Annotated in this window: 25 protein-coding genes; 7 read left to right on the top strand and 18 right to left on the bottom strand. The window is 58.5% G+C overall.

Annotation, left to right across the window (positions count from 1 at the left end; all coding sequences use genetic code 11):
• Positions 1–217 precede the first annotated feature (217 nt).
• The 3 genes from C1896_07370 to C1896_07360 are packed head-to-tail and all read left to right on the top strand — an operon-like array spanning position 218 to position 3,049.
• Positions 218–538, top strand: coding sequence for a hypothetical protein (locus C1896_07370; protein ID AZZ47567.1), 321 nt, complete (start codon positions 218–220; stop codon positions 536–538).
• Positions 535–1,995 carry a protein kinase gene (locus tag C1896_07365; protein AZZ44747.1) on the top strand — a complete coding sequence of 487 codons (1,461 nt, stop codon included), beginning with the start codon at positions 535–537 and terminating at the stop codon, positions 1,993–1,995. Before C1896_07370 ends, C1896_07365 begins: the two co-directional genes overlap by 4 nt.
• Before the next feature lie 43 nt (positions 1,996–2,038).
• Positions 2,039–3,049 carry a sensor histidine kinase gene (locus tag C1896_07360; protein ID AZZ47566.1) on the top strand — a complete coding sequence of 337 codons (1,011 nt, stop codon included), beginning with the start codon at positions 2,039–2,041 and terminating at the stop codon, positions 3,047–3,049.
• Between the two features lie 198 nt (positions 3,050–3,247).
• On the opposite strand, the gene C1896_07355 is transcribed toward C1896_07360, so the two are convergent.
• On the bottom strand, positions 3,248–3,868 hold the full coding sequence (locus C1896_07355) for a TetR/AcrR family transcriptional regulator (GenBank protein AZZ44746.1): 621 nt from the start codon (positions 3,866–3,868) through the stop codon (positions 3,248–3,250).
• A gap of 73 nt (positions 3,869–3,941) precedes the next feature.
• Here C1896_07355 and C1896_07350 point away from each other — a divergent pair, with 73 nt between their 5' ends.
• Positions 3,942–5,075 (top strand): aminotransferase, encoded by a 1,134-nt coding sequence (locus C1896_07350; GenBank protein AZZ44745.1) that lies wholly within the window; start codon positions 3,942–3,944, stop codon positions 5,073–5,075.
• A gap of 224 nt (positions 5,076–5,299) precedes the next feature.
• Here the strand turns inward: C1896_07350 and C1896_07345 are convergent, their stop codons facing one another.
• From C1896_07345 to C1896_07280, 14 genes are all read right to left on the bottom strand, one after another.
• A complete protein-coding gene (locus tag C1896_07345; GenBank protein AZZ44744.1) occupies positions 5,300–6,697 on the bottom strand; it encodes an aromatic amino acid transporter AroP in 1,398 nt (465 codons plus the stop codon).
• Positions 6,698–6,883: 186 nt separating this feature from the next.
• Positions 6,884–7,669, bottom strand: a complete 786-nt coding sequence (locus tag C1896_07340) for a hydrolase TatD (GenBank protein ID AZZ44743.1) — start codon at positions 7,667–7,669, stop codon at positions 6,884–6,886.
• Between the two features lie 131 nt (positions 7,670–7,800).
• Positions 7,801–8,157 (bottom strand): pilus assembly protein PilZ, encoded by a 357-nt coding sequence (locus C1896_07335; GenBank protein ID AZZ44742.1) that lies wholly within the window; start codon positions 8,155–8,157, stop codon positions 7,801–7,803.
• A 34-nt stretch (positions 8,158–8,191) separates the two neighbouring features.
• On the bottom strand, positions 8,192–9,181 hold the full coding sequence (gene holB / locus C1896_07330) for a DNA polymerase III subunit delta' (GenBank protein AZZ44741.1): 990 nt from the start codon (positions 9,179–9,181) through the stop codon (positions 8,192–8,194).
• A complete protein-coding gene (locus tag C1896_07325) occupies positions 9,174–9,806 on the bottom strand; it encodes a dTMP kinase (GenBank protein ID AZZ44740.1) in 633 nt (210 codons plus the stop codon). The genes holB and C1896_07325 overlap by 8 nt, the downstream gene beginning before the upstream one ends.
• Positions 9,803–10,870 carry an endolytic transglycosylase MltG gene (locus tag C1896_07320; protein AZZ44739.1) on the bottom strand — a complete coding sequence of 356 codons (1,068 nt, stop codon included), beginning with the start codon at positions 10,868–10,870 and terminating at the stop codon, positions 9,803–9,805. The genes C1896_07325 and C1896_07320 overlap by 4 nt, the downstream gene beginning before the upstream one ends.
• Positions 10,867–11,682, bottom strand: a complete 816-nt coding sequence (locus C1896_07315) for an aminodeoxychorismate lyase (GenBank protein ID AZZ44738.1) — start codon at positions 11,680–11,682, stop codon at positions 10,867–10,869. The genes C1896_07320 and C1896_07315 overlap by 4 nt, the downstream gene beginning before the upstream one ends.
• 2 nt (positions 11,683–11,684) lie before the next feature.
• Entirely contained in the window at positions 11,685–12,929 is a 1,245-nt protein-coding gene (gene fabF, locus C1896_07310) for a beta-ketoacyl-[acyl-carrier-protein] synthase II (GenBank protein AZZ44737.1), read from the bottom strand.
• Between the two features lie 178 nt (positions 12,930–13,107).
• A complete protein-coding gene (locus tag C1896_07305; protein ID AZZ44736.1) occupies positions 13,108–13,344 on the bottom strand; it encodes an acyl carrier protein in 237 nt (78 codons plus the stop codon).
• A 191-nt stretch (positions 13,345–13,535) separates the two neighbouring features.
• The gene (gene fabG / locus C1896_07300; protein ID AZZ44735.1) at positions 13,536–14,279 is read right to left on the bottom strand and encodes a 3-oxoacyl-ACP reductase FabG; all 744 of its coding nucleotides are present in this window, start codon (positions 14,277–14,279) and stop codon (positions 13,536–13,538) included.
• A gap of 14 nt (positions 14,280–14,293) precedes the next feature.
• Positions 14,294–15,232: a [acyl-carrier-protein] S-malonyltransferase gene (fabD, locus tag C1896_07295; protein AZZ44734.1), complete on the bottom strand. Its 939-nt coding sequence runs from the start codon at positions 15,230–15,232 to the stop codon at positions 14,294–14,296.
• 60 nt (positions 15,233–15,292) lie between these two features.
• Positions 15,293–16,363, bottom strand: coding sequence for a phosphate acyltransferase PlsX (locus C1896_07290; GenBank protein ID AZZ44733.1), 1,071 nt, complete (start codon positions 16,361–16,363; stop codon positions 15,293–15,295).
• A gap of 3 nt (positions 16,364–16,366) precedes the next feature.
• Positions 16,367–16,549, bottom strand: a complete 183-nt coding sequence (locus tag C1896_07285; GenBank protein AZZ44732.1) for a 50S ribosomal protein L32 — start codon at positions 16,547–16,549, stop codon at positions 16,367–16,369.
• Positions 16,550–16,561: 12 nt separating this feature from the next.
• Positions 16,562–17,089 (bottom strand): metal-binding protein, encoded by a 528-nt coding sequence (locus C1896_07280; GenBank protein ID AZZ44731.1) that lies wholly within the window; start codon positions 17,087–17,089, stop codon positions 16,562–16,564.
• 104 nt (positions 17,090–17,193) lie between these two features.
• On the opposite strand from C1896_07280, the gene C1896_07275 reads away from it, so the two are divergent.
• Positions 17,194–17,772, top strand: a complete 579-nt coding sequence (locus tag C1896_07275; GenBank protein ID AZZ44730.1) for a septum formation inhibitor Maf — start codon at positions 17,194–17,196, stop codon at positions 17,770–17,772.
• 7 nt (positions 17,773–17,779) lie between these two features.
• Here C1896_07275 and sppA read toward each other — a convergent pair whose 3' ends face one another.
• From sppA to C1896_07260, 3 genes are read right to left on the bottom strand one after another with little or no spacing between them, the layout of a single operon-like run.
• On the bottom strand, positions 17,780–18,763 hold the full coding sequence (gene sppA, locus C1896_07270; GenBank protein AZZ44729.1) for a signal peptide peptidase SppA: 984 nt from the start codon (positions 18,761–18,763) through the stop codon (positions 17,780–17,782).
• Positions 18,753–19,442, bottom strand: coding sequence for an HAD family hydrolase (locus C1896_07265; protein AZZ44728.1), 690 nt, complete (start codon positions 19,440–19,442; stop codon positions 18,753–18,755). Before C1896_07265 ends, sppA begins: the two co-directional genes overlap by 11 nt.
• Positions 19,435–20,388 carry a 23S rRNA pseudouridine(955/2504/2580) synthase RluC gene (locus C1896_07260; GenBank protein AZZ44727.1) on the bottom strand — a complete coding sequence of 318 codons (954 nt, stop codon included), beginning with the start codon at positions 20,386–20,388 and terminating at the stop codon, positions 19,435–19,437. The genes C1896_07265 and C1896_07260 overlap by 8 nt, the downstream gene beginning before the upstream one ends.
• 6 nt (positions 20,389–20,394) lie before the next feature.
• On the opposite strand from C1896_07260, the gene C1896_07255 reads away from it, so the two are divergent.
• Both C1896_07255 and C1896_07250 read left to right on the top strand, forming a co-directional pair.
• Positions 20,395–20,577 (top strand): hypothetical protein, encoded by a 183-nt coding sequence (locus C1896_07255; protein AZZ44726.1) that lies wholly within the window; start codon positions 20,395–20,397, stop codon positions 20,575–20,577.
• A 370-nt stretch (positions 20,578–20,947) separates the two neighbouring features.
• The gene (locus tag C1896_07250) at positions 20,948–24,085 is read left to right on the top strand and encodes a ribonuclease E (protein AZZ44725.1); all 3,138 of its coding nucleotides are present in this window, start codon (positions 20,948–20,950) and stop codon (positions 24,083–24,085) included.
• Positions 24,086–24,299: the final 214 nt, after the last annotated feature.

Below are 24,299 nucleotides of genomic sequence, written 5' to 3'. Positions count from 1 at the left end.
AATCAACGGCACGAGCGCATTAGCATCGCTCTGGCCATTTGAGTCTTCGCTTCTCGCCTTAGGGTGTACTATCGACACCTGCCCCATCAGATATCGGCTAGCCATGTCCACGCGAAGCGAAGAGAGCCATGAGATTGTAGATTCTCTGACGCGTCGCGTTGGCCCTAACCCTGACGCCGCAGCAGTTGCCCAGGCGATCATCTCCATACTGCAGGACATAGACTCATCGCTGACCCCCATCGTTGGGCAGCAAGGCGTTGCTGCCCTCTATCGCCGTAGCCTGCACCTGTGCCTCTCTCACCACCCACACCTGGCCAGCACTTATGACGGGATGCAGGCTTCTCTCGACCTGACTGTTCTGCAGGCCGTGCTCGTTAAGCAAAGCGAAGCCGAAGCGCTGTTTTTTGGTGAGGTGTTGCTAGTTACATTCCACGAGCTGCTGACCACGCTTATCGGGTCGTCGCTCACTACACGCTTGCTTCGCGGTGTGTGGGAACCTTCTTCGAGCGAAACCCCTGCGCAGGAAAAATCGCCATGAGCACCAAAGCGACTATCAACCGCCTAGCCACCGGTGTGCCGGGGTTGGACGAAGTGCTTGGCGGAGGGTTGCCGGAGTTTTCCTTCAACCTGATCGCTGGCCCCCCAGGCTGTGGCAAAACCACCCTGGCTCACCAGATGATGTTCGCGCTGGCGACCCCAGAACGCCCCGCGCTTTTTTTTACGGTGCTCGGTGAGCCACCGCTGAAAATGCTGCGCTATCAACAGCAGTTCGAGTTTTTCGACAGCGAAGCGATTAACAAGTCGATCCGCTACATCAACCTGGCTGACGACACCCTCGCCGGCGATCTGGACGAAGTGCTGCGGCGTATCGTCAGCGAAGTCGAAAGCCATTCGCCCGCGCTGGTGTTCGTCGATTCGTTCCGTTCGGTAGTGCTGGCAAGCCAGACCCAGAACAACCCGAACAACAATCTGCCGCAGTTCGTTCAACAACTGGGCATGCTGATGACCACTTGGCAGGCAACGACCTTTCTGATTGGTGAGTACTTCACCGAAACCGATACCAACCCGATTTTCACCGTGGCCGATGGGCTGATCTGGTTGCGCCAGAGCGTTCAGCGCAATTCCATGGTACGTAAGATGGAAATCATGAAGATGCGCGGCCAGCCAACGTTGCCCGGGTTGCACACGTTCCGCATCGCCACATCGGGAATCAAGGTATTTGCACCCGCGGCGTCTAGTACCGTCGAGGCACCGCGAACCTTCCCTATGAAGCGCCTGAACATGGGCGTACCGCGGCTCGACGATATGATGGGCGGGGGCCTCCCTCGGGGCTACTCACTGCTCGTGGCCGGGCCATCGGGTTCTGGTAAAAGCATTCTGGCTGCTTCTTTTCTCGCCGAGGGTGTTCGCAATGGCGAAACCGGGGTCATCGCCGTATTCGAACAACGACCCAATCGCTCGCAAAATGCCACCCTTGCCGATTTGATCAAGCACGACCAAGTCGGTTTGGTCGACAGTCGTGCCCCGGACCTATCCATCGATGAAATCGTTTCTCAGCTGTTGAGCGAGATCGACCGATTGAAGGCGACCCGCGTGGTAATCGATTCCCTCTCTGGCTTCGAGCTGCCGCTGGCACCTACATTCCGTGAAGACTATCGGGAATCGCTTTCAAGGATGGTCACCGCACTGACCTCTGTTGGGGTCAGTGTGCTGATGACCTCGGAGCTCGAAGATCGCTACACGGACTTGCGATTCAGCCCTTACGGTACGGCCTTTCTCACCGACGCCATCATCGTCCAACGTTATATAGAAGTAGAGAGCCGCTTGTTGCGCATCATGGCGGTGGCCAAGGTGCGCGCCAGCAGTCATTCGGATGAGTTACGCCTGTATCGCATTGACGATGACGGTCTACAGATCGGTGAGATGTTGTCAGATCAAGAAGGTCTGCTCGGAGGCCGACCTACCCAACGGCGTCTCAGTGGGAACGTGGGGTGAACACAACCTCGTGAAAACGACCAGTGCCGACAACGCTCAAGCAATGGCTACCGCCTCCAGCGAACTGTTCCGACTCGGGCAGCAAACCGTTGAAGCGCGTGCGGTGCTGGCGGCATTGCATAAAGAGCTCAACGACACCAACGCCCAGCTCGTCGACAGTCAGCAGATGGAGCAGCTGATCGAGGCCAACCAGCAATTGGTTCTAGCGACCCTGTTAGCGCAGTCGGATGCAAAAAGATCGCAGCTCACGCAAGCAGAGCAGCAGCTATATGAGGATATGCGTGAAGCCAACGAACAGTTGGTTACGGCCGCCTTGAGCGCAAAAGACCTACAGGCCTCAGCCGAACTCGCCCTGGAGCAGCAACGCCAGGTACTCGCATTGGTAGCTCACGAACTGCGCAATCCCCTGACTCCCATCAGCATGATCGCAGGGCGTCTGGGTCGTGTGCCCAGTGAGGAGCTGCCGCGAATGCAGGCCTTGATCGAGGGACAGGTGCGCCACATGTCTCGACTGGTAGAAGATCTGCTCGACCTCGCGCGCGCCAGCACCGGCAAGTTTCGACTCAAATGTTGCGTTGTCGATCTGGTTCAGATCATCCATGAAGCTGTAGATCTCTGCAGTCCGGTAATGATCGCGCGCAACATACACTTGAGCACAATACTCCCCGACGGGGAGCTGGCAATAAACGGCGACCCCATGCGGCTCGCCCAGATTCTTGGCAACCTGTTGGGTAATGCGGCCAAGTACACGCCGGTCGGTGGCTCGGTCAGCCTTTTGGCGACTGCCGAAGCGGACATGGTGGAGGTCAGCATTCGCGATAACGGCATCGGGATCACAGCACAAGCGCTACCGTTCATTTTCGAGCCATTCGTGCAGGATGTGAATGCGGTTGGTTTCAACGGCGCAGGGCTGGGCATCGGTCTGACGGTAGTGCGCGAGTTGGTCAAGGCACACGGCGGGACGGTGACCGGCAAGAGTGAGGGAAGCGGTAAAGGAAGTGAGCTGGTCGTGAGGCTTCCTTTGGTGAAGCATCACACTTCGTTGGGACGCTGAATCTGAAATCCAAATGCTGAGATGGTTTTCCAGCAGTAACGACCAGGGCAGTCGCGAAGGCACAGCAGCGGTCGAGGAAGTCCGCTGCCCTATATAGCCCGAATGCCCCGTTTCAGTCACCAACCTTTATGCGTTCTCAATTCTAGAGAATGCTCCGCGACCCTATCATTAGTACGCCACCACATTGCAGAGACTGGGCTAGTCTCGCTTGCGCTTGTTGCCCATACGCACGCCGATATCCATAAGAAACTGGAAGAAGCCTTCTTGATCCTCCAGAACATTGCTCCAGAACGGCGAGTGGTAGAGCGCTACAGCCCCATGTACCAAGGCCCAGGCTGCGCAATAGTGGAAATAAGGCGGCACGTCCTCCAGCTTTCCTTCGGCAATGCGCCCTTTGATCAGCTGAGTTAGGTGCTCGAAGTTGGAGGCACGGATACGGTGCAGCTCCTCGACCATTTCCGGTACCTGATTACCCTTGACCACCTTTTCCTCGAGACGGTCGAACAACCGATAGCGCTGGGGATCGCCCATGCGAAACTCGAAGTAGGCGCGAGACAGCGCTTCTTTGTCCTGATCAAGACTCGGTGAATGCAGCAGCTCGTTCAGATCCCGCTCGTAGTCGAGCATCAGCCGCAGGTAGATTTCGGCCTTTGATTTGAAGTGCTTGTAGATGGTGCCTTTGCCGATCCCCACCCTGTCGGCGATCATCTCGACGGTGACGCTGTCTTCTCCCTGTTCGAGGAACAACTGGAGCGCCGTGTCGAGAATCTCTTGTTCGCGACGGCGAAATTCGCGGACCTTACGGGATTCATTTTGCATAAGTGGCTGCAGTGTGAAAAATCGAAGCAGATGATTATGCCTGTTTAGTCAGAAAATGCACGGAAGATTGCCTATGAGTACATTGAATGACGAATTCCCCCAAATCGACGGCTTGCGGTACCTGAATCACGCGGCCGTCTCGCCCTGGCCTCGCCGTGCGAGCGATGCGGTAACCAGATTTGCCCAACAGAACATCACGATTGGCGCGCGCGACTACCCGCAGTGGCTGGCGGTCGAAACCCGTCTGCGAAATCGCCTGGCCAGATTGCTGAACGCACCAACCCCAGCAGACATAGCGCTGGTCAAGAACACCTCGGAAGCACTGTCTTTCGTAGCCTTTGGACTGGAGTGGAAGCCCGGTGACCAGGTCGTCATCAGCGACGAGGAGTTTCCCTCCAACCGTGTAGTTTGGGAGGCGTTGCGGCCGCAAGGGGTCGAGGTCATCCAGGTCAGCCTCAAGGGAGAAGATCCCGAAGGCGACCTGCTCGCGGCCTGCGGGCCGAACGTTCGCTTGCTGGCGATCAGCGCCGTGCAGTACGCGAGCGGCCTGCGGCTAGACCTGCCGCGACTCGGTGAAGGCTGCGAACAACGTGGCGTACTGCTGTGCATCGACGCAATCCAACAGCTGGGCGCGCTGCCATTCGATGCTCAGCAATGCCGGTGCGCATTTGCGATGGCCGACGGACATAAATGGCTGCTGGGCCCAGAAGGCCTGGGTGTGTTCTATTGCCGGAGCGATCTACGCGATCAGCTCAAGCTTCACGAGTACGGCTGGCATATGCTCGAGCACGCCGGCGATTATGACCGCAGCGATTGGCAGCCGGCGAGCAGCGCGCAGCGCTTCGAGTGCGGCAGCCCGAATCTGCTCGGCGCCATGGCATTGGAAGCCAGCCTGTCCTTATTGGAAGAGGTGGGAATAGTCACGGTGGCACAGGCACTGGCCGAACGCATCGACCACCTCCAGCGAGAGCTATCGGCCATGCCGGGGGCCGAATTGCTGAGCCCAACCGATCCAGCTCGGCGAGCCGGCATTCTGACGTTCCGTATCGATGGGATAGACAACTCGACGCTCTTTCAACGCCTCAAGGAGGAGCAGGTCGTCTGTGCGCTTCGTGGTGGAGGGATCAGATTCTCACCACATTTCTACACGCCGCCAGCGGTCATCGAGCAGAGCTTGGCGGTTGTTCGCGGGCTGCTCGCGAAGTGAGCGATCAGCCTGGACGCGACTATTCCAAATCCGTTTAAAAATCGCCGCAATCGCTCAGCAGCGTTGAGGATTCGGACCAATACTGCAATCACTGGCCGCGCAATCCCCCCACTGCTCGGCCAGCTGAGGGAGCGAGGACGTGACCTCATACTCCTAATGGTCTTGACCCGGCTCCTAGCGACGCCGGGTTTTTTTTGTTCGCTGTGGCCATACGCCTCAACGTATCAACCATGCGCGGCACGCCGGCTCGAAAGCCGCAACCGGAAGCACAGCCAGATAAACAGCGCCCAAAATGGAATCGCGATGATCGAAGTTCGCAGACCGGGCATCGACAACATGATCGCGGCAATCAATGCTACGAACGCCAGGCAAATGTAATTGCTGAGCGGATACCAAAAAGCCTTGAACGAAGGCTCGATGCCCTGCGCTTTCATTGCCTTGCGAAACTTCAAGTGGGCGAGACTGATCATCGCCCAGTTGATCAGCAGCGCCGCAACCACCAACGACATGAGCAACTCAAGCGCTGTTTGCGGCAGCAGGTAGTTCACCAGCACACAGAGCATGGTGACGAGTGCAGAGACAGCGATTGCAAGCACCGGCACCCCACGACGGTTAACCGTCATCAGCACCTTCGGCGCATCGCCCTGCTCCGCCAGGCCGTACAGCATGCGACTGTTGCAATACACGCCGCTGTTATAGACAGAGAGAGCCGCCGTCAGCACCACAAAGTTGAGAATGTGCGCAGCCGTGTCACTGCCGATCAGTGAAAAGATTTGCACGAAAGGGCTGCCGCTGTAGGGGTCGCCGGCCGAACCCAGCGTTTCCAGCAGACTGTCCCAAGGATAGAGCGCGAGCAGAACGCTGAGCGCGCCAATGTAGAAGATCAGAATCCGATAAACGACCTGATTGATGGCTTTGGGAATGACTGTCTTCGGGTCGGATGCTTCAGCTGCGGTGATCCCCACCAGCTCCAAGCCGCCGAATGAAAACATGATGATTGCCAAGGCCATGACCATCCCGCTGATGCCGTTGGGGAAGAACCCGCCGTGGCTCCAGAGGTTGCTGAAGCTAGCCTGTTCGCCACCCGCGCCGCTCAGCAAGAGGTACAGGCCGAGCGCAATCATGCCGACAATGGCTCCGACCTTGACGATCGCGAACCAGAACTCAGTCTCACCAAAGGTCTTAACGTTGACTAGGTTGATCAGATTGATCAGCACAAAAAACACCGCAGCGGTGGCCCAGGTCGGCACCTCCGGCCACCAAAACTGGACGTACTTGCCCACCGCGGTCAGTTCGGCCATCCCCACCAGGACATACAGCACCCAGTAATTCCAACCGGAGAGAAAGCCTGCATAAGGGGCCCAATATTTGTGCGCAAAATGACTGAAGGATCCCGCAACCGGCTCCTCGACGATCATCTCGCCGAGCTGACGCATGATGAGGAAGGCGATCATCCCACCGATGGCATAGCCGAGGATCATCGACGGCCCGGCGCTGCGCAGCACGCCGGCTGAGCCAAGGAAGAGCCCCGTTCCAATAGCCCCACCGAGCGCGATCAGCTGAATGTGCCGGTTTTTCAGGCCGCGTTGAAGCGGCCCGGTGTGCAGCGTATCGCTGGACATGGCGTCACCTAGTTTGGTCTGTGACGAAGAAATGACGAGACTGACGGAAGGCTATGCTTTGAGCGCCAACCCAAACCCTCGTATCCGCATGCCGGCAACCGGCATGTGCATTAAGCGGCGCGGATTGTACACGGCATGTGCAGAGAAGGCCCGCCAAGCACACCGCCTTGCACGCGCTCGCGTTCTTCAGTTCTTGACGCGCGCCAAGGGAAACAGCCGCTTGAAGTTGTCCGTAGTCTGCGACGCCAGCATCTCGAAACCGACCCCGCGCAGATCAGCGAGATACTCGGCGACCTCGCGCACATACTGCGGCAGGTTCGGTTTGCCGCGGTAGGGGATCGGGGCCAGGTAAGGCGAATCCGTCTCCACTAGCAGGCGATCCGCAGGAACACGGCGAGCGACATCTCGCAAGGCATCGGCGTTGCGAAATGTCACGATGCCGGATAGCGAAATATAGAACCCGAGATCCAAGGCAGACTTGGCCATGTCCCAGTCTTCGGTGAAGCAATGCAGTACGCCGGCCTGCGGCAACGAAGCTTCGCGGAGCAGCGCCAGCGTGTCGGCACGAGCCGCACGAGTGTGGACGATGACTGGTTTACCGCTGATCCGTGCGGCATCGAGATGCAGACGGAAGGATTGCTGCTGCAACTCGGCGGCTTCAGGCTCGTAGTGGTAGTCAAGCCCTGTTTCGCCGATCGCCACGACACCGGGCGCGTCCAGTTCCTGCAGCAACCAGTCCATGGCAGGCTCGGCACCGGGCTCGAGGTCCAGCGGGTGCACCCCCACCGAACAATCGACGTCGTCATAGCGCTGCGCAAGCGCTTTGACCGCAGCAGTATTTTCGGCGCTGACGCCGATACAAAGGAAATGCCCAACACCACGCTGACGCGCAGCATGCAGAGCTGCATCGAGGGAGTTGTCGTGCAAGGTAAGGTCGAGACGATCGAGGTGGCAATGCGAGTCGATCAGCATGGAAAAGTACCCGAACCGAAAACGCGCAATTGTAGAGCAAAGCAGCCCATCGGTTGCAGTCAGGTCAGATCAGCGCGGCGGAAAAAGCGACGGCAAAAAGAAGTTGAGCGAACGGATCGCTTGCGATGACGCTACATGGTGTGCGTTGGGCGGTCTGATTTCATCGCGCCGGCGAGGTAGGTTTCAATCTTGTTGCGAGCAGTCGAGTCACCCTCATTGAACTGCACGCCAACGCCTGCGGCCCGGTTGCCTTGGGCGCCCTTGGGCGTGATCCACACGACCTTACCCGCGACAGGGATCTTTTCCGGCTCGTCCATCAGGCTCAGCAGCATGAACACCTCGTCGCCAAGCTTGTAACTCTTGTTAGTTGGGATGAACAATCCGCCATGCTTGATGAACGGCATGTACGCCGCATAGAGCACTGACTTGTCCTTGATGGTCAGAGACAGAATGCCGTTACGCGGACCAAGGTTTGCAGGCAGGCTCATGCGGTATTCATTCCTAACAACAGTTCGATGGATTCTAGCTTGGCCCGGGCAAGCTTGCCCACTGCACCAGAAGCGCTTCGAGAAGCAACACACGATTAAGATTGGCTTTGCCCAGGACCTTCTGTCGATGGGCAAGCAACCAATCCTGCAGCACCAGCAGCCGGTCGGGTGACGACTTCTCAGCCAGGTATTGAATCACCTTATGCATATCGGCTGCGCCAAGCCCTTCTTCATCGCCAGTCATTTGAAAGCGCAATATCAGATGCGCCCATTCGCAAAACCAATCAAACAACAGGATCAGCGAATGTGAATTCCAGGCCTCAGCCAGCTGACTGGGAGATTGCTGCCGTTTGAGCAGTTTCTTTACCCCGTCGACTATCTGCACCCGCATGTCGAGTACGCCCGCACCCTGCAGCTTGAGCGCGGCCAATGGCGAATTGGCAGACAATGCAAGCAGCTCCTCACGCTGCGCGGGCGCCACATCGGGAAGTTGGACCGCCAGCCAATCAAGGCTCTGCTGGCGCCCAGGCAAGGGACAGCTTTGTTGCACGCAGCGACTCTTGATCGTCGGTAGCAGCCGGCTGGGCTGATGACTGATAAGCAACAGAACGGTATCGCCTGCAGGCTCCTCGAGACTCTTGAGCAACGCGTTGGCAGCGTTCAGATTCATCGCCTCAGCCGGCTCGAGCAGCACGACTTTGCGCCCACCCAATTGTGCGGTCTGAGTGACGAACCCGACGAGCTGCCGAACCTGGTCGACCCGGATGGCCTTGTCGACCTCCTCGGGTTCCAGAATGTAATGGTCTGGATGAGTATGAGCGGCGAGTAACAGACAGCCTTTGCAGCTGCCGCAAGCGCGGTGCGCCGCCGGTCGCTGACAGAGCAACAGCGCCATCAACTGTTCGGCTAATGCGCGCTTGCCGATGCCCGCCGGACCGTGCAGCAAATACGCATGAGCATGCTGTTGACGACCGGCCAGCAACTGCCAAAGATCAACCTGCCATGGAAGAATGCCGTCAGCCAAGCGCACGCTCCAACATCTCAGGCAGAAGCCTGTCCAGACTCTGTTGCACTGCGGCTAGAGACTGGCCTGCATCGACCACACGATAGCGCTGGCGGTCCTGCTGCGCCCGATTGAGATAGGCACTGCGCACGGCCTCGAAGAATTCGAGCCCCTCCTGCTCGAAGCGATCAAGACGTCCCCGTGCAGCGGCGCGGCTCAGACCGATTTCCACTGGCAAATCGAAGATCAGCGTCAGGTCCGGACGCATCTCACCCTGAACAAAGCATTCAAGCTGCTCGATACGCGGGGTGGGGAGACCGCGGCCACCGCCCTGATACGCGTAGGTAGCATCGGTAAACCGGTCGCACAGCACCACAGCGCCTCGCGCGAGTGCGGGCCGAATGACCTGAGCAAGATGCTGTGCGCGTGCTGCGAACACCAATAACAGCTCCGTATCGCTGTTCATGGGCTCGTCTGCAGGTGCCAACAGCAGTTCACGAATGCGCTCAGCCAAAGGCGTGCCCCCGGGTTCACGCGTCAGGACGACGTCTAGGCTGTGTTCACGCAAGCGCTGCGCGAGGTACTCACGGTTGGTGCTCTTGCCCGCGCCTTCGGGCCCTTCCAATGTAATAAAGAGTCCTGTCACTGGGCATTCTCAATCGGCGCCGGGGTTTGCCGGGGCGGTGGGCTGGAACGATAGTCTGCTCGACGCTTGAGTTGATATTCACGCACCGCGCGATTGTGCTCGCTCAACGAATCACTGAACACGTGGCTGCCATCCCCCCGCGCGACGAAGTAGAGGCTTTTTCCTTCAATCGGGTGCAGCGCAGCGTGAATCGCTTCCCGGCCAACCATCGCGATCGGCGTCGGTGGCAACCCGCTGTTGGTATAGGTGTTGTAGGGGGTCGGCCTGCGCAGATCGCTGCGGGTGATCCGCCCCCTATATTGTTCGCCCATACCATAGATCACCGTCGGGTCTGTCTGTAGCAACATGCCTTGCTCCAGCCGGCGAACGAAAACGCCAGCGATTTCGCCGCGCTCTGACGGAACCCCTGTTTCCTTTTCGATGATTGAAGCCATGATCAGCGCCTCATACGCGTCCTGATAGGGCAAGCCTTCGCTACGCTGTTGCCATTCCTCGGCCAGCACCGTTTCCAGCCGTGAATAAGCGCGCTGGAGCAGTTCGAGATCGGTGACTCCGCGGGTGAAGCTGTAGGTGTCAGGGAAAAAGCGGCCCTCGGGATGCGAGCCGGCTTGGCCGAGTCGCGTCATGACTTCATCATCTGACTGACCAACAATCGTCTGCTTCACCGTAGGCAGCGCCTCAAGCGCGGCGCGCACCTGGCGAAAATTCCACCCTTCGACGATGGTCAGAGTATGTTGCACAACCTCGCCACGCTGCCAAAGCCCGATCATGTCGCGGGCAGTCATCTCTGGCCGCAGTTGATATTCGCCGCTGTGCAAGGTGTGTCCTGAGAGCTTCAGCCGCCAGTGCAGCCGCAACCAGAACGAGTCGCTCAACACGCCGTCTCGCTCCAGCCGTTGCAACAAGCCACTGGGCGTATCCCCAGACTGAACCTCAAGCGTTTGCGCTGCGCCAAGCTGCAGCGGCTGCCCCAAGGCGGAGTGAAGCTTCCAATAGACCAGGCCGAGCGCCAGCGCAGCGATCAGCAAGGCGCCGAGGAGCACAAAAGACAGTTTTCGAATCACGTATTGCTCGACAGATCAGCCACCAGGCTTTGAAGTTTACGTGTGACAGGCCCCACCGGCCATACACTGGCATCCAATTGACGAACAGGCCAAATGCCATACAGGCTGTTACAAACGAAGACCTCGTCAGCGCGATATAGCTGCCCTAGCGAAAGATCGCCGACCTGGATCAGCACGCCGGCAGTCCGCGCACGCTCCAGCACCTCTTCGCGCATGACCCCTGCGACCCCGCAGCGCTCAAGGGACGGTGTCATCAACCTGTCCGATTCGACGATGAACAGATTGCTGAAAACGCCTTCGATGACCCGCCCGGAGGTGTCGCGCATCAAGCCTTCGGCGTAGACCGGATCCTGCCACTCGGCTCGGGCCAGCACTTGCTCCAGACGATTGAGGTGCTTCAGACCGGCCAGAATTGGCTGCTCGGCAAGACGGGTCGTACAGGGGTACAGGCGAACGCCCTGTTCGGCATGTGCTTTCGGGTAGTTCGGAAGGGAGGATCCGGTAAGGACGGTTCGAGGCATACAGGGGACGGGCGGAGCATAGCCTCTCTTGCCCTCCCCTCGACTGACAATGAGCTTAGCGACACCCTCTCCAAGCTCGGCACTGAAAGCGATGAGTTGGCTACCTACACCATTGATGTCGCAGGGGATCGCCAGACGCCGGCAGCCATGTTCCAGCCGCTGCAAATGCCGATCGAGCAGTTCGGGGCGGCCGGCCAACACCTTGATTGTTTCAAACAGGCCGTCGCCGTAAGCAAGTGCTCGATCATGAATGGGCAGCCCTTCAGCTGGCTGCCCATCCACCCAGCTCAACGTCACTCGGCGAACCGGCGGAACACCAGCGACCCGTTGGTACCACCAAAACCAAAGGAGTTGGAGACCGCAACATTGATTGTCCGCGGCTTGGCCTCATGCGGGACGAAATCGAGGTCGCATCCTTCGCCGGGCTCATCAAGGTTGATCGTCGGCGGCGCCACTTGGTCGCGTATGGCAAGCACGCTGAAGATTGCCTCGACAGCGCCTGCCGCACCAAGCAGATGGCCGACCATCGATTTCGTCGAACTGACCGACAGCTCGTAAGCGTGATCACCGAATACCGTTCTGATCGCAGCAGCTTCCGCCTTGTCCCCGGCCGGCGTCGAGGTGCCATGGGCGTTGATGTAGTCGACTTGTTTGGCATCGATCCGCGCGTCCAGGATCGCGTTACGGATGCAGCGAGCAGCACCCGCGCCATCATCGGGCGGTGAGGTCATGTGGAACGCATCTGCGCTCATGCCGAAACCAATCAGCTCGGCATAGATCTTCGCCCCGCGAGCCTTGGCATGCTCGAGCTCCTCTAGCACCAACGCGCCCGCGCCGTCGGACAACACAAAGCCATCCCGGTCCTTGTCCCACGGGCGGCTGGCTGAAGCGGGATCATCATTGCGGGTGGATAACGCACGAGCGGCGGCGAACCCACCTATTCCAAGCCCGCTGGCCGCCATTTCCGACCCGCCAGCGACCATCACATCAGCCTCGCCATAGGCGATGTTGCGCGCAGCCATGCCGATGCAATGCGTACCTGTCGTGCAGGCCGTAGCAATGGCGTAATTGGGGCCTTGCAGACCTAGATGGATCGATAGAAAACCCGAAACCATGTTGATGATCGAGCCCGGCACGAAAAACGGCGATATACGGCGCGGCCCCTGCTCGATCAATGCCTTGCAGCTGTTTTCGATATTGGTCAGGCCACCAATGCCCGAGCCCATGGCGACGCCGACACGCTCGCGATTGGCATCGGTGATTTCCAGCCCGGAATCACGTACTGCCTGGAAACTGGCGGCCAGTCCGTACTGGATGAAAAGGTCGAGTTTGCGAGCCTCTTTAGCGGGCAGGTATTGCTCGACATCGAAATTCTTGACTGATCCGCCAAAGCGAGTGGAATAGGCGGAAAGGTCCATATGCTCTATAAGGCCGATACCACTGCGGCCGGCGAGAATCCCCTGCCAGCTGCTTGGCACATCGTTACCCAGCGGTGAGAGCATGCCCATACCGGTAATTACGACGCGTCTACGCGACACAGCAATTCTCCTTGCATTCATTCGACTCGCCCTGTTCCGCTCGCATCTGTAACGGAAAGAGAGCCGCCTTCACAGATGTCGGCCACGGGCACGACCAGCTGCATTCAACTAACTCAAACAAAAGCCGCACTGCCCTTTCGAGGCAGTGCGGCTTACTGGTTCGAAGCAGGACTACGACTTACTGCGCGTGCGCGTTGATGTAATCGATAGCTTCTTGAACAGTGGTGATCTTCTCGGCTTGCTCGTCAGGGATTTCGGTCTCGAATTCCTCTTCCAGAGCCATCACCAGCTCAACGGTGTCAAGGGAGTCGGCACCCAAGTCTTCGACGAAGGAAGCGCTGTTGGTAACTTCCTCTTCTTTGACGCCAAGTTGCTCGGCAACGATTTTCTTGACGCGTTCTTCGATGGTGCTCATACCTTGTTTTCACTCCTATGGAAAAATCAGGCAGCTGGTCTGCGCGGTAGTGTATAGAAAGCGTTTTCCGCATTTCAAGCTGAAAGCGGGCAAGCATGAACCTGCTTTCAACCATCTGTCTATAAACAAACCACAGTTTTATAACGAAACTAATCAGCCGTTATGACTGCTTACGTGCGTTGGGCGTCACATTAGCTCATGTACATACCGCCATTCACCGGGACAGTGGCCCCCGTGACATAAGCGGCGCCGTCAGAAGCTAGGAAGGCGACGACCTTGGCAATCTCTTCCGCCTGACCGAGGCGACCCAGCGGGATCTGCCCCAGTAATGCGTCACGCTGAGCTTCCGGCAGCTCGCGCGTCATATCTGTGTCGATGAAGCCCGGAGCCACGGCATTGACCGTGATACCGCGCGAACCGACTTCACGTGCCAACGCGCGACTGAAACCTTCGAGCCCGGCTTTGGCCGCGGCGTAGTTTACCTGTCCGGCGTTACCCATGGCACCCACCACGGAACCGATACTGATAATTCTCCCCCAACGGGCTTTAGTCATGCCCCGCAGAACACCTTTGGTCAAACGATAAAGGCTACTTAGATTGGTATTGATCACCTCGTGCCATTCGTCGTCTTTCATCCGCAACATTAGGTTGTCCCGCGTGATGCCGGCGTTGTTGACCAGAATAGCCGGCTGACCGAGGTGCTGCTGAATATGCTCCAGGGTGGTGGCAACTGATTCATCACTGGTGACGTCCAACACCAGCCCAGCACCTTCGATGCCGTTCTCTTTGAGCGTCTCGGCAATGCGCTCAGCCCCTGACGATGAGGTCGCCGTGCCGATCACGATGGCGCCTTGACGGCCAAGTTCAAGCGCAATGGCCTGACCAATACCACGACTGGCGCCTGTTACCAGCGCGACCTTGCCTTGCAGATTCATACATATCTCCTTATTCAGAGCACTGCGCCACGGGTGGCCGCAAAACCTTCGGGGGTGTCCAGATTGTAGGTGCTGACGCCTTTGACGCAGCGCTTATTGAGACCGGAAAGCACCTTGCCTGGGCCGCACTCGACCAGACCGGTCACACCGTGCTCGCTTAATACAACAACAGTCTCGACCCAGCGAACCGGACTATAGAGCTGAGCCAGCAGATTGCGTCTAAGCGAGTCGAGATCCGAAACGATTGCTGCACTGACATTTTGCACCAACGGGATCTCGGGGGCCTGCCAGCCGGCGCCGGTCACGGCAGCGGCAAATCGCTCGGCTGCAGGGCGCATCAGGTCGCAATGAGAAGGCACGCTGACCGGCAGCGGCATGGCGCGCTTGGCACCTCTGGATTTGCAGACATCGATGGCTCGCTCGACCGCCGCAGCGTTGCCGGCAATCACCACCTGGCCTGGCGCGTTGAAGTTGACCGCACTTACGACCTCACCTTGAGCCGCCTCGCCACACGCTGCCAAAACATCGGCATCCTCTAGACCCAAAATCGCGGCCATGCCACCGGTGCCGGCCGGAACAGCCTGCTGCATCAGCTGACCCCGCAGCTCGACCAGTTTCACCGCATCGGCAAACGGAAGGCTACCCGCAGCAACCAGCGCCGAGTACTCGCCCAGGCTGTGGCCCGCGACGAAGGCCGGCTTCGCACCGCCCTCAGCCAGCCACAAACGCCACAATGCAATCGAAGCGGTCAGAATGGCCGGCTGAGTCTTGTCGGTCTGATTCAGTTGATCCTCTGGACCTTGCTGACAAAGTGCCCACAGATCGTAACCCAACACAGACGAGGCTTCGGCAAAGGTATCGATGATCAGCGATCGCTGGGCGCCATGCTCAGCGAGCATGCCTAGGGCCTGGGAGCCCTGGCCTGGAAAGACGAATGCAAGTGATGCGGACATGAAACGGCTCTCTTGTGGTTGTTCGTCAGAAAGAATACGCACTCGGGCGCAACGAATTGTTCAGTTGGATGCCGATCCACCGGGTGCAGTCACATCACCCGGGTCGCTTGTGGACCGATCAGTCACAAGCAAGTGCTCGAGACGGCTGCGCAATTGCGCCGGAAGATTTCGTTCCACATCCTGTGAGGCACGGCGTATAGCCGACCGAAACCCCTCGCCCCCTGCGCTACCATGGCTCTTCACGACAATACCCTGGAGCCCAAGGAAGCTGGCACCGTTGTACTGAGCTGGCCGCAGGTCCGCCCGCAACTGACGCAGCAAGGGCAGAGCCAGCGCACCGACTAGGCGTGCAATCAATGAGCGACGGAAAAGCAGCTCGACACGCTGGGCTACCATATGTGCCAAACCTTCGCTGGACTTGAGCAAAATGTTGCCAACAAAGCCATCGCATACCGCGACATCTGTTTCGCCGCGAAACAGCCCGTCACCCTCGATGAAGCCTTGATAGTTGATACAGCTAGCCTGCTGCAACAGCCCGGCGGCCGCTTTGACCTGTTGATTACCCTTGATTGCTTCGGTACCAATATTCAGCAACGAGACGCGCGGCTGCTCGATACCAAGACTTTGCGCCGCAACCGACCCCATGACAGCGAATTGATAGAGCTGCTCGGCCGTGCAGTCCACATTCGCGCCGAGGTCAAGCAACAGGCACGACCCCTCAAGCGTAGGAATCGCAGTCACCATCGCCGGGCGATCCACCCCAGGCAGGGTTTTCAATACCTGCCGAGCAAGTGCCATCAGCGCACCAGTATTCCCGCCACTGACGCAAGCCTGAGCCTGCCCATCACGCACCATCTCCAGAGCGATGCGCATGGACGAGCGCGGCTTGGCGCGCAACGCCTGCGCTGGACGGTCATCCATACCGATCACTTCATCGGCATTGACAATCGACAGACGAGCGTGATCCACAGCTGGATGCCGAGCGATAATTTCTTCTAACAGGGAGGATTGGCCAACCAAGGCCAGATGAAGCGAGGGGTTTTCAGCCAGACATTGGACACTGGCCGGGACAATGCAGTGGGGACCGAAGTCCCCACCCATTGCATCGATCGCTATGATCGGAGCAGACAAGGTTTACTCGTCAGCGCCCTTATCGATCACTTTACGACCACGGTAAAAACCTTCCGGGGAAACGTGGTGACGCAGGTGAACTTCACCGGTGCTCTTTTCCACGGACAGGGCGTTCGGCTCGAGTGCATCGTGCGAACGACGCATGTCACGGGCGGAACGGGATTTTTTGTTCTGCTGAACAGCCATTGGGATCAACTCCTAAACGTTTGGGTCACGCTTTAACTGAGCCAGTACGCTGAACGGGTTGGACCGCGATACCTCGTCCTCATTCGGCTCGGGCTCATCAGGCCCAGCCGGCGACTGGCAAACTTCTTGGTCATGGAGTGGAACAATCGGAAGAGCGAGCAGAAGCTCCTCTTCAACCAGCGCCAGCAGATCCAGAGGATCCTCTCCCACTTCCAGCACGTCATAACCCTTAGGCAGGTGCTGGCTGCTCGACCCTTCATTCACCACGGCATAATCGCATTCGCTGTGAATAGGCAGAACAACCGGCTCCAGACAGCGCTGGCAAATCATCGTGACCTCAACATCCAGCGCACTGTGGATGACCACAGTACGCTGCTCGTCGCGCCCAAAATCAAAACTGGCGCGCACCACACCCTGATCATCCTCAAGAGGATCGACGAGCCGCTTCAGCCCAGACAATTGCAGCTCACCCTTCAGGGAAGCCGCTCGGTCAGCGAGCTTGCGCGGATCTACGTGCGGAGGTATTGGTCCTTTCAACATAAGCGCGGCATTCTAGGGATGCGCCTGTCGACTGTCAAAGGAATTCAGCCGCACAATAGCGCTAGGCCGACCATCGATCAGTACCTATATATAAAGGAAGAAGAATGCGACCCCTGCTTCTCGCATCAAGCTCCCCTTATCGTCGCGAACTGCTTTCACGCCTTCAGCTTGAGTTCGCTTACCGCGCCCCGGAAATAGATGAAACCCCACTCACCATGGAGCTACCGGAACATCTCGTACGCCGCTTGGCCCTAGAGAAAGCCCAAGCCTTGGCACCCTCTCATCAGGATCATCTGATCATTGGTTCCGACCAGGTCGCCGCGCTTGGACAAACCATCCTTGGCAAACCTCACACATTCGATCGAGCAAAGAGTCAATTACAGAGCTGCAGCGGCAAAAGCGTAGTCTTTCTAACCGGCCTGGCACTGCTGGACAGTCGAACCGGGGCCACCCAGATTGACTGCATCGCTTTTACCGTTCACTTCCGGACGCTTGGTGATCAGCAGATCGAGCGCTACCTGCGGGCCGAACAACCCTACGATTGCGCCGGCAGCTTCAAGGCAGAGGGCCTGGGGATCAGCCTGTTCCGCAGCACTGAAGGAGCAGACGTCACCAGCCTGATTGGGTTGCCCCTGATCCGACTGGTGGACATGCTCAATAATGCCGGGATCGAAGTACCCTGACACTGCACTAACGCAGCTGAGGCCCCTGGAAACCCATCCACAGGGCAAGCTGCGAACCAATACTGACACCGAGCTGCTTGGTAAACCGCTCCAAAGGCGAGTCTTTGACGGTGAAATCCACCAGCTCAGCTTCCCCAATTACCTCGCGTGCGACATAGCTGGCATTGCCAAGACCATCAATCAACCCGAGCTCAAGCGCCTGCTCACCAGACCAGATGAGCCCGGAAAAGAGCTCTGGATGCCCGGCGACCTGCAATCGATCGCCCCGCCCCTGCTTCACGCTGTCGATGAACTGCCGGTGAGTGGTGGCAAGCACGCTGCGCCAGAACTCGGTTTCCTCTGGCTTTTCCGGCTGAAAGGGGTCTAGAAACGCTTTGTGCTCCCCTGAGGTATAGACACGGCGCTCGACGCCCAGCTTGTCCATTGTCTCGACAAAGCCAAAGGTCGCAGCGGTGACGCCGATAGAGCCAACCAGGCTCGACTTGTCGGCATAAATTTCATCCGCAGCGCTTGCGATGTAATAAGCGCCAGACGCCCCTAGATCGGCAATCACTGCATAAACTTTGATGGCCGGGTACTCCCCCCGCAACCGGCGAATCTCATCATAGATATAGCCGGACTGCACCGGACTGCCACCCGGACTGTTGATCCGCAACACCACACCCTTGGTATTTGAATCCTCAAAGGCCGCACGCAACGCACCGACAATGTTGTCTGCACTCGCCGCCTCTTCATCGGCAATCATTCCGCGGACATTGATGATCGCAGTGTGGGTATCACCAACAGCCTCCCCTTCCCCCATGTGCAACAGCGGCGAAAATATCAGCAGCGCCCCAAAGAGATAGACGAACGTCAACAGCTTGAAAAAGATCCCCCAACGCCGAGCTCGCCGCTGCTCCTGCACACCGGCAAGCAGCGTTTTCTCCAACAGCTTTAGACTGGTACGGTCTTCGTTAGACTCATTCACGGGTTTCCCCCATTCATCCGACATATGCAACCACCTCAGCGTGACCAGCAGCAGAGCACAGCCAGTCACCGAGCTCCGAAAAATGATTGATAGCCATGCACGGCGAACACGACAACAACACCTCGACGGGTTGTGCGCCGTAGGAAACCGCAACACTGCCTACGCCTGCGCGCCTCGCCATCTCCAAATCGAACACCGAATCCCCGATCATCAGAGCCCGCTCGGGCGCGACCCCACAGTGAGCGAGGATTTCGTGGATCATGAGCGGGTCAGGCTTGCTCGCAGTCTCATCAGCACACCGGGTCACATCGAAAAAATCAGTCCAACCCTGCCCTGCTAGGACCCTATCCAACCCGCGCCGCCCCTTGCCAGTCGCCACAGCAAGCTGATGCCCCTGATCACGGAACTGCTGTAACGCGCGCGCCACACCTGGATAAAGCGCCGAAGGCTCAGCCTCCAGTGACAAATAATGGTCGGCGTACGCACGACGGAACGCCTCAACCAACCTTCTGTCGGTGACGTTTGGATACAGCGCGGCTATCGCCTCGGGCAGACCTAGCCCAATAATCCCCTTGATATTGTCCTCATCCAGCCGCGGCAGGTCACACCGGGCCGCAGCAACCAAAATCGATTCAACGATACGCCCAATGGAATCCACCAACGTCCCATCCCAATCGAAGATCAGCAGTTCGTACTTATTCACCAAGCCTCTCCAGCGTCCGGGCCCAGACATCATCGACCGGCGCCTCCAAACTCAGTTCGCCACCGTCAGGCAAGGGAATCTTCAGCGCATAAGCATGCAGGAACAGGCGCTTACCACCCAGATCACGAATGAGCGCGGAAAACTCTTCATCACCATATTTATTATCGCCAGCGATGCTGTGACCGGCATGGCGGGCATGCACACGAATCTGATGCGTACGCCCGGTTACCGGCTTGGCCTCGACCAGGGTGGCGAAGTCGCCAAAACGGCGCAGCACGCGGAAAAGTGTCAGTGCGTCTTTGCCCTCGTCAGTGACCTCCACCATCCGCTCACCTGAACGCAGGGTATTTTTCAGCAGCGGCGCATTTACTTGCTTCTTGCCGGTGTCCCAGCGCCCCCGCACGAGCGCCATGTAACGTTTGTCGACCCCATCGCCCCGCAATTGCAGGTGCAAGTGGCGCAGCATGCTGCGTTTCTTTGCGATCATCAGCAACCCGGAGGTGTCCCGATCCAGGCGATGCACCAGCTCCAACTCCTTTGCATCCGGGCGCAACTGACGCAGCGCCTCGATAACCCCGAAGCTGAGCCCGCTGCCTCCATGCACCGCGATCCCTGCTGGCTTGTTCAACACGATCAAGGCTTTGTCTTCAAAAACGATTGCCGCCTCAAGCCGTTCTAGAAGCCCTTGCGCGAGCGGGACTGGCTCGTCCCGCTCAGGCAACCGAAGCGGTGGCACCCGCACGACATCACCCGCCTGAAGCTTGTACTCGGGTTTAATACGGCCTTTGTTTACCCGCACCTCGCCCTTGCGCAAAATGCGATAGATCAAGGTCTTGGGCACACCTTTGAGCTGGGTACGGAGAAAGTTATCAATGCGCTGGCCGGCAAGCTCCGGCGAGACCTCGAGCATTTGCACGCCGGAGGTCTGAGAGGGGGTATTGGTCATGCGCGGATGATATCAATTTTCCCTTATTTGAAGCACTTAAACATTACTGTTATAGTCCAGGCGCCGCCAAAAGCGGACAGGTTAGGGAATGCCAGCGAAACCGCCATCCCTGACCCAGCAATGTTCCAGGACGTGAGGCCGTCCAGCGGAGCTTTTCTCAAGCAGCAGAAGCTCCGAAACAAGCCTTGAAGACATGATGCGTGTTCCCGAAGGGGAATCACGATAATCGATAACCCGCTCCCGGATTCTGCGAGCGGCACCCGATTTTCAAAGTATGAGTGTTGGGTGGAGATGTACAGCCCTCGGATTGCGTAGTAAAGGCTTTCATAGACGCTTCATTCCGTCCGCTACCGATTGCTGATTCCTCCTCCCGAACCATTGCTTCTGTTCCGACAGTAAGCAGGAGACGTCGTCGCGACGCCGGCCCAACTGGCCTGAAATCGCTGGACACTGGAGTGCCTTACAACCATTCCTGACTCACCTGACACCGACCGCGAGAGTCGTGTGTGCCGAACGCCGTTTCCGCTGCCTTGGAAACCGACGGTACTACATGAAAAGAATGCTAATTAACGCAACTCAGCCCGAAGAGTTGCGTGTCGCACTGGTCGATGGCCAGCGCCTGTTCGACCTTGACATCGAATCCGGTGCTCGTGAACAGAAGAAAGCCAACATCTACAAGGGCAAGATCACTCGCGTCGAGCCCAGCCTTGAAGCCGCCTTCGTTGATTTCGGTGCCGATCGCCACGGGTTCCTCCCCCTCAAGGAAATTTCCCGTGAGTACTTCAAGAAGTCGCCGGAAGGCCGCGTCAACATCAAAGAAGTCCTGAGCGAAGGCCAGGAAGTCATCGTTCAGGTCGAAAAAGAAGAGCGCGGCAATAAAGGCGCTGCCCTTACCACCTTCATCAGCCTCGCCGGTCGCTATCTCGTATTGATGCCGAACAACCCGCGCGCGGGCGGCATTTCTCGTCGCATTGAAGGCGAAGAACGCAACGAACTGCGCGAAGCACTCAACGGTCTTGATGTCCCTGCCGATATGGGTTTGATCGTCCGTACTGCCGGTCTCGGCCGTTCAAGTGAAGAAATGCAATGGGACCTCGATTACCTGTTGCAGCTCTGGAGCGCAGTCAAGGAAGCCTCTCAGGATCGCGCCGCCCCCTTCCTGATCTATCAGGAATCCAACGTCATCATTCGCGCCATTCGCGACTACCTGCGCCAGGACATCGGCGAAGTTCTGATCGACAGCGTCGAAGCCCAGGACGAAGCGCTTTCCTTTATCCAGCAGGTCATGCCGCAGTACGCAAGCAAGATCAAGCTGTACGAAGATCCTGTACCACTGTTCAACCGTTTCCAGATCGAAAGCCAGATCGAGACGGCCTTCCAGCGCGAAGTGAAGCTGCCATCCGGCGGTTCCATCGTTATCGACCCGACTGAAGCATTGGTGTCCATCGACATCAACTCGGCGCGCGCCACCAAGGGCGGCGACATCGAAGAAACTGCCCTGCAGACCAACCTGGAAGCGGCCGAGGAAATCGCCCGCCAGCTGCGCCTGCGCGACATTGGCGGCCTGATCGTCATCGATTTCATCGACATGACGCCGGCCAAGAATCAGCGCGCCGTTGAAGAGAAGGTTCGTGAAGCACTGGAAGCCGACCGCGCACGAATCCAGGTCGGCCGCATCTCGCGCTTCGGCCTACTGGAAATGTCCCGCCAACGCCTTCGTCCATCGCTCGGCGAGACCAGCGGTATCGTCTGCCCGCGCTGTAATGGCCAAGGCATCATTCGCGATGTCGAATCATTGTCGCTGGCTATCTTGCGTCTGATCGAAGAAGAAGCCCTTAAGGATCGTACCGCCGAAGTCCGCGCCCGCGTTCCCTTCCAAGTTGCCGCCTTCCTTCTCAATGAGAAGCGCAACGCGATCACCAAGATCGAACTGCGCAGCCGCGCGCGCATCTTCATCCTGCCGGACGACCATCTAGAGACGCCGCACTTCGAAGTGCAGCGTCTGCGCGACGATAGCCCGGAAATTATCGCCGGTCAGGCCAGCTATGAAATGAGCCCAACTGAGGTTGAGGAAGTTCAGCCGGTCAGCTCGACGCGCACACTGGTTCGTCAGGAAGCGGCCGTCAAAACCACACCACAGCGTACCGCGCCCGCGCCGGCCCCGATCGCTGCGCCCGCTGAGCTGCCTGCACCCGCGACTCAGGAGCCAAGCCTGTTCAAGGGGTTGGTCAAGTCCCTGGTCGGCCTCTTCGCCGGCAAGCAGGAAACGCCAGCCGCTGAAGTCGAGAAGAAACCCGCCGCTAGCAGCCGCCCACAACGCAACGATGAACGCCGTAGTGGTCGCCAGCAGAACCGTCGCCGTGATTCGCGCAGCAGCCGCGACGAAGAGCGCAAGCCTCGTGAAGAGCGTGCCCCTCGTGAAGACCGCCAGCCTCGCGAAGAGCGTCAGCCGCGCCCTCCACGCGAAGAGCGCAAGCCACGGGAAGCTCGCGAACCGCGTGAGTCTCGTGAGCCAGTCGAAGCCAGCGAAAATACTGCACAGCCGCAACAGCAACAGCAACAGCAACCACGTCGTGAACGCACCCCGCGCGAAGATCGTCAGCCGCGAGAAGAGCGCAAGCGCGAATTGCGCGCACCGCTCGATGATAACGCTCAGACCGCACCAGTCGCGGCGAATGGCGAAGAAAGCTCTGAGCGCAAGCCGCGTCCGCCCCGCGAAGAGCGTAAACCTCGCGTAGAACAAGCCGAGAGCGCAGAGGAACAGCAGAGCGAAACCGCGGAGATCGCTCAGGAGGAGCAGGATTCGCCAGAAGGTAGCGATCGCCCACGCCGCCGCTCTCGTGGCCAGCGTCGCCGCAGCAACCGTCGTGATCGTCAACGCGACGCCAATGGAAACGAGATCGACGACGAAGCCCAAAGCACCAACGCCGAGGTTAGCGAAAGCAATGCACCGGTGAAATCTGAACAGGTCGCCATTGCCGCAACTGCCGCCGCTCTCGCGGCGAACACCGCAGACACCGACACCGCGCCCACTGAGATTCAAATTGAAACAAAGGAAGCGGAAGCCTCAGCTCCAGCCGTGGCCGTCAATCAAACGACCGAAGCTGACAAGCCGGCCAATGTTCCCGTAACTCAGGATAGCGAAGCCGTGACACCGGTTATCGCAGAAGCGGAGCCAGCTCCGGCGGTGCAGAAAGCCAGCGAGCCCGAAGCGTCAGCAACGGAGACCGAGACTTCGCAGTCTGTGGCCACCCCTGCTTTCGAGGAGCCGGCCCAGACCGCGACCGAGACTGAAGCGCCGGTCGTGACGGCTAGCGGTCGTGCACCTAACGACCCACGTGAGGTCCGCCGCCGCCGCTTGGAGCAAGAGCGTCTTGCTAAAGAAGCAGCCGAGGCCGAAGCGAAAGAGAAAGCGACAACCGAAACCCAAGCTCCGGCAGAACTGGCCAGCCCTGAAATCGTTGTCAGCGAACCGGACACCGACGCGACAATTGAGCAGCCAGCCAGCACGGCGAATGGCAATGCAGAGCCAAGCGTCGCCCAGAAGCCGGAAACGCCACCTGCCGAACCTGAAGCCGAACAGGCCGTGACCGAGCTGCTCCAACCCGAAGTGGAGGCGATCAAGCCCGCCACTGAAGCTGACGCGAATGTGCAGGAGGAAGTCGATCCGCAGGGCCTCGACAAGCGCCAAGACTGACAGGACCAGCGATGTAAAAGGGGATGCTCCGGCATCCCCTTTTTTATTTGTTGGCGGACAGTCGTTGAATGATCGCGGCGCCGCGCTTTTGTGGAGCGCTCAGATACCCAGAGAAAACCTGCCTACTCGACCCTTACTGTTTCCGGCTGTAGCCGCGGAGATCAGGGAGATCCGTCACCCTTAAAAAGCTCAGAACGGGCACGGCATAGCCGAA

This window comes from Pseudomonadaceae bacterium SI-3 (genome assembly GCA_004010935.1).
In the GTDB taxonomy this organism is placed as follows: domain Bacteria; phylum Pseudomonadota; class Gammaproteobacteria; order Pseudomonadales; family Pseudomonadaceae; genus Stutzerimonas.
This window is presented reverse-complemented; position numbering and strand designations above follow the sequence as displayed.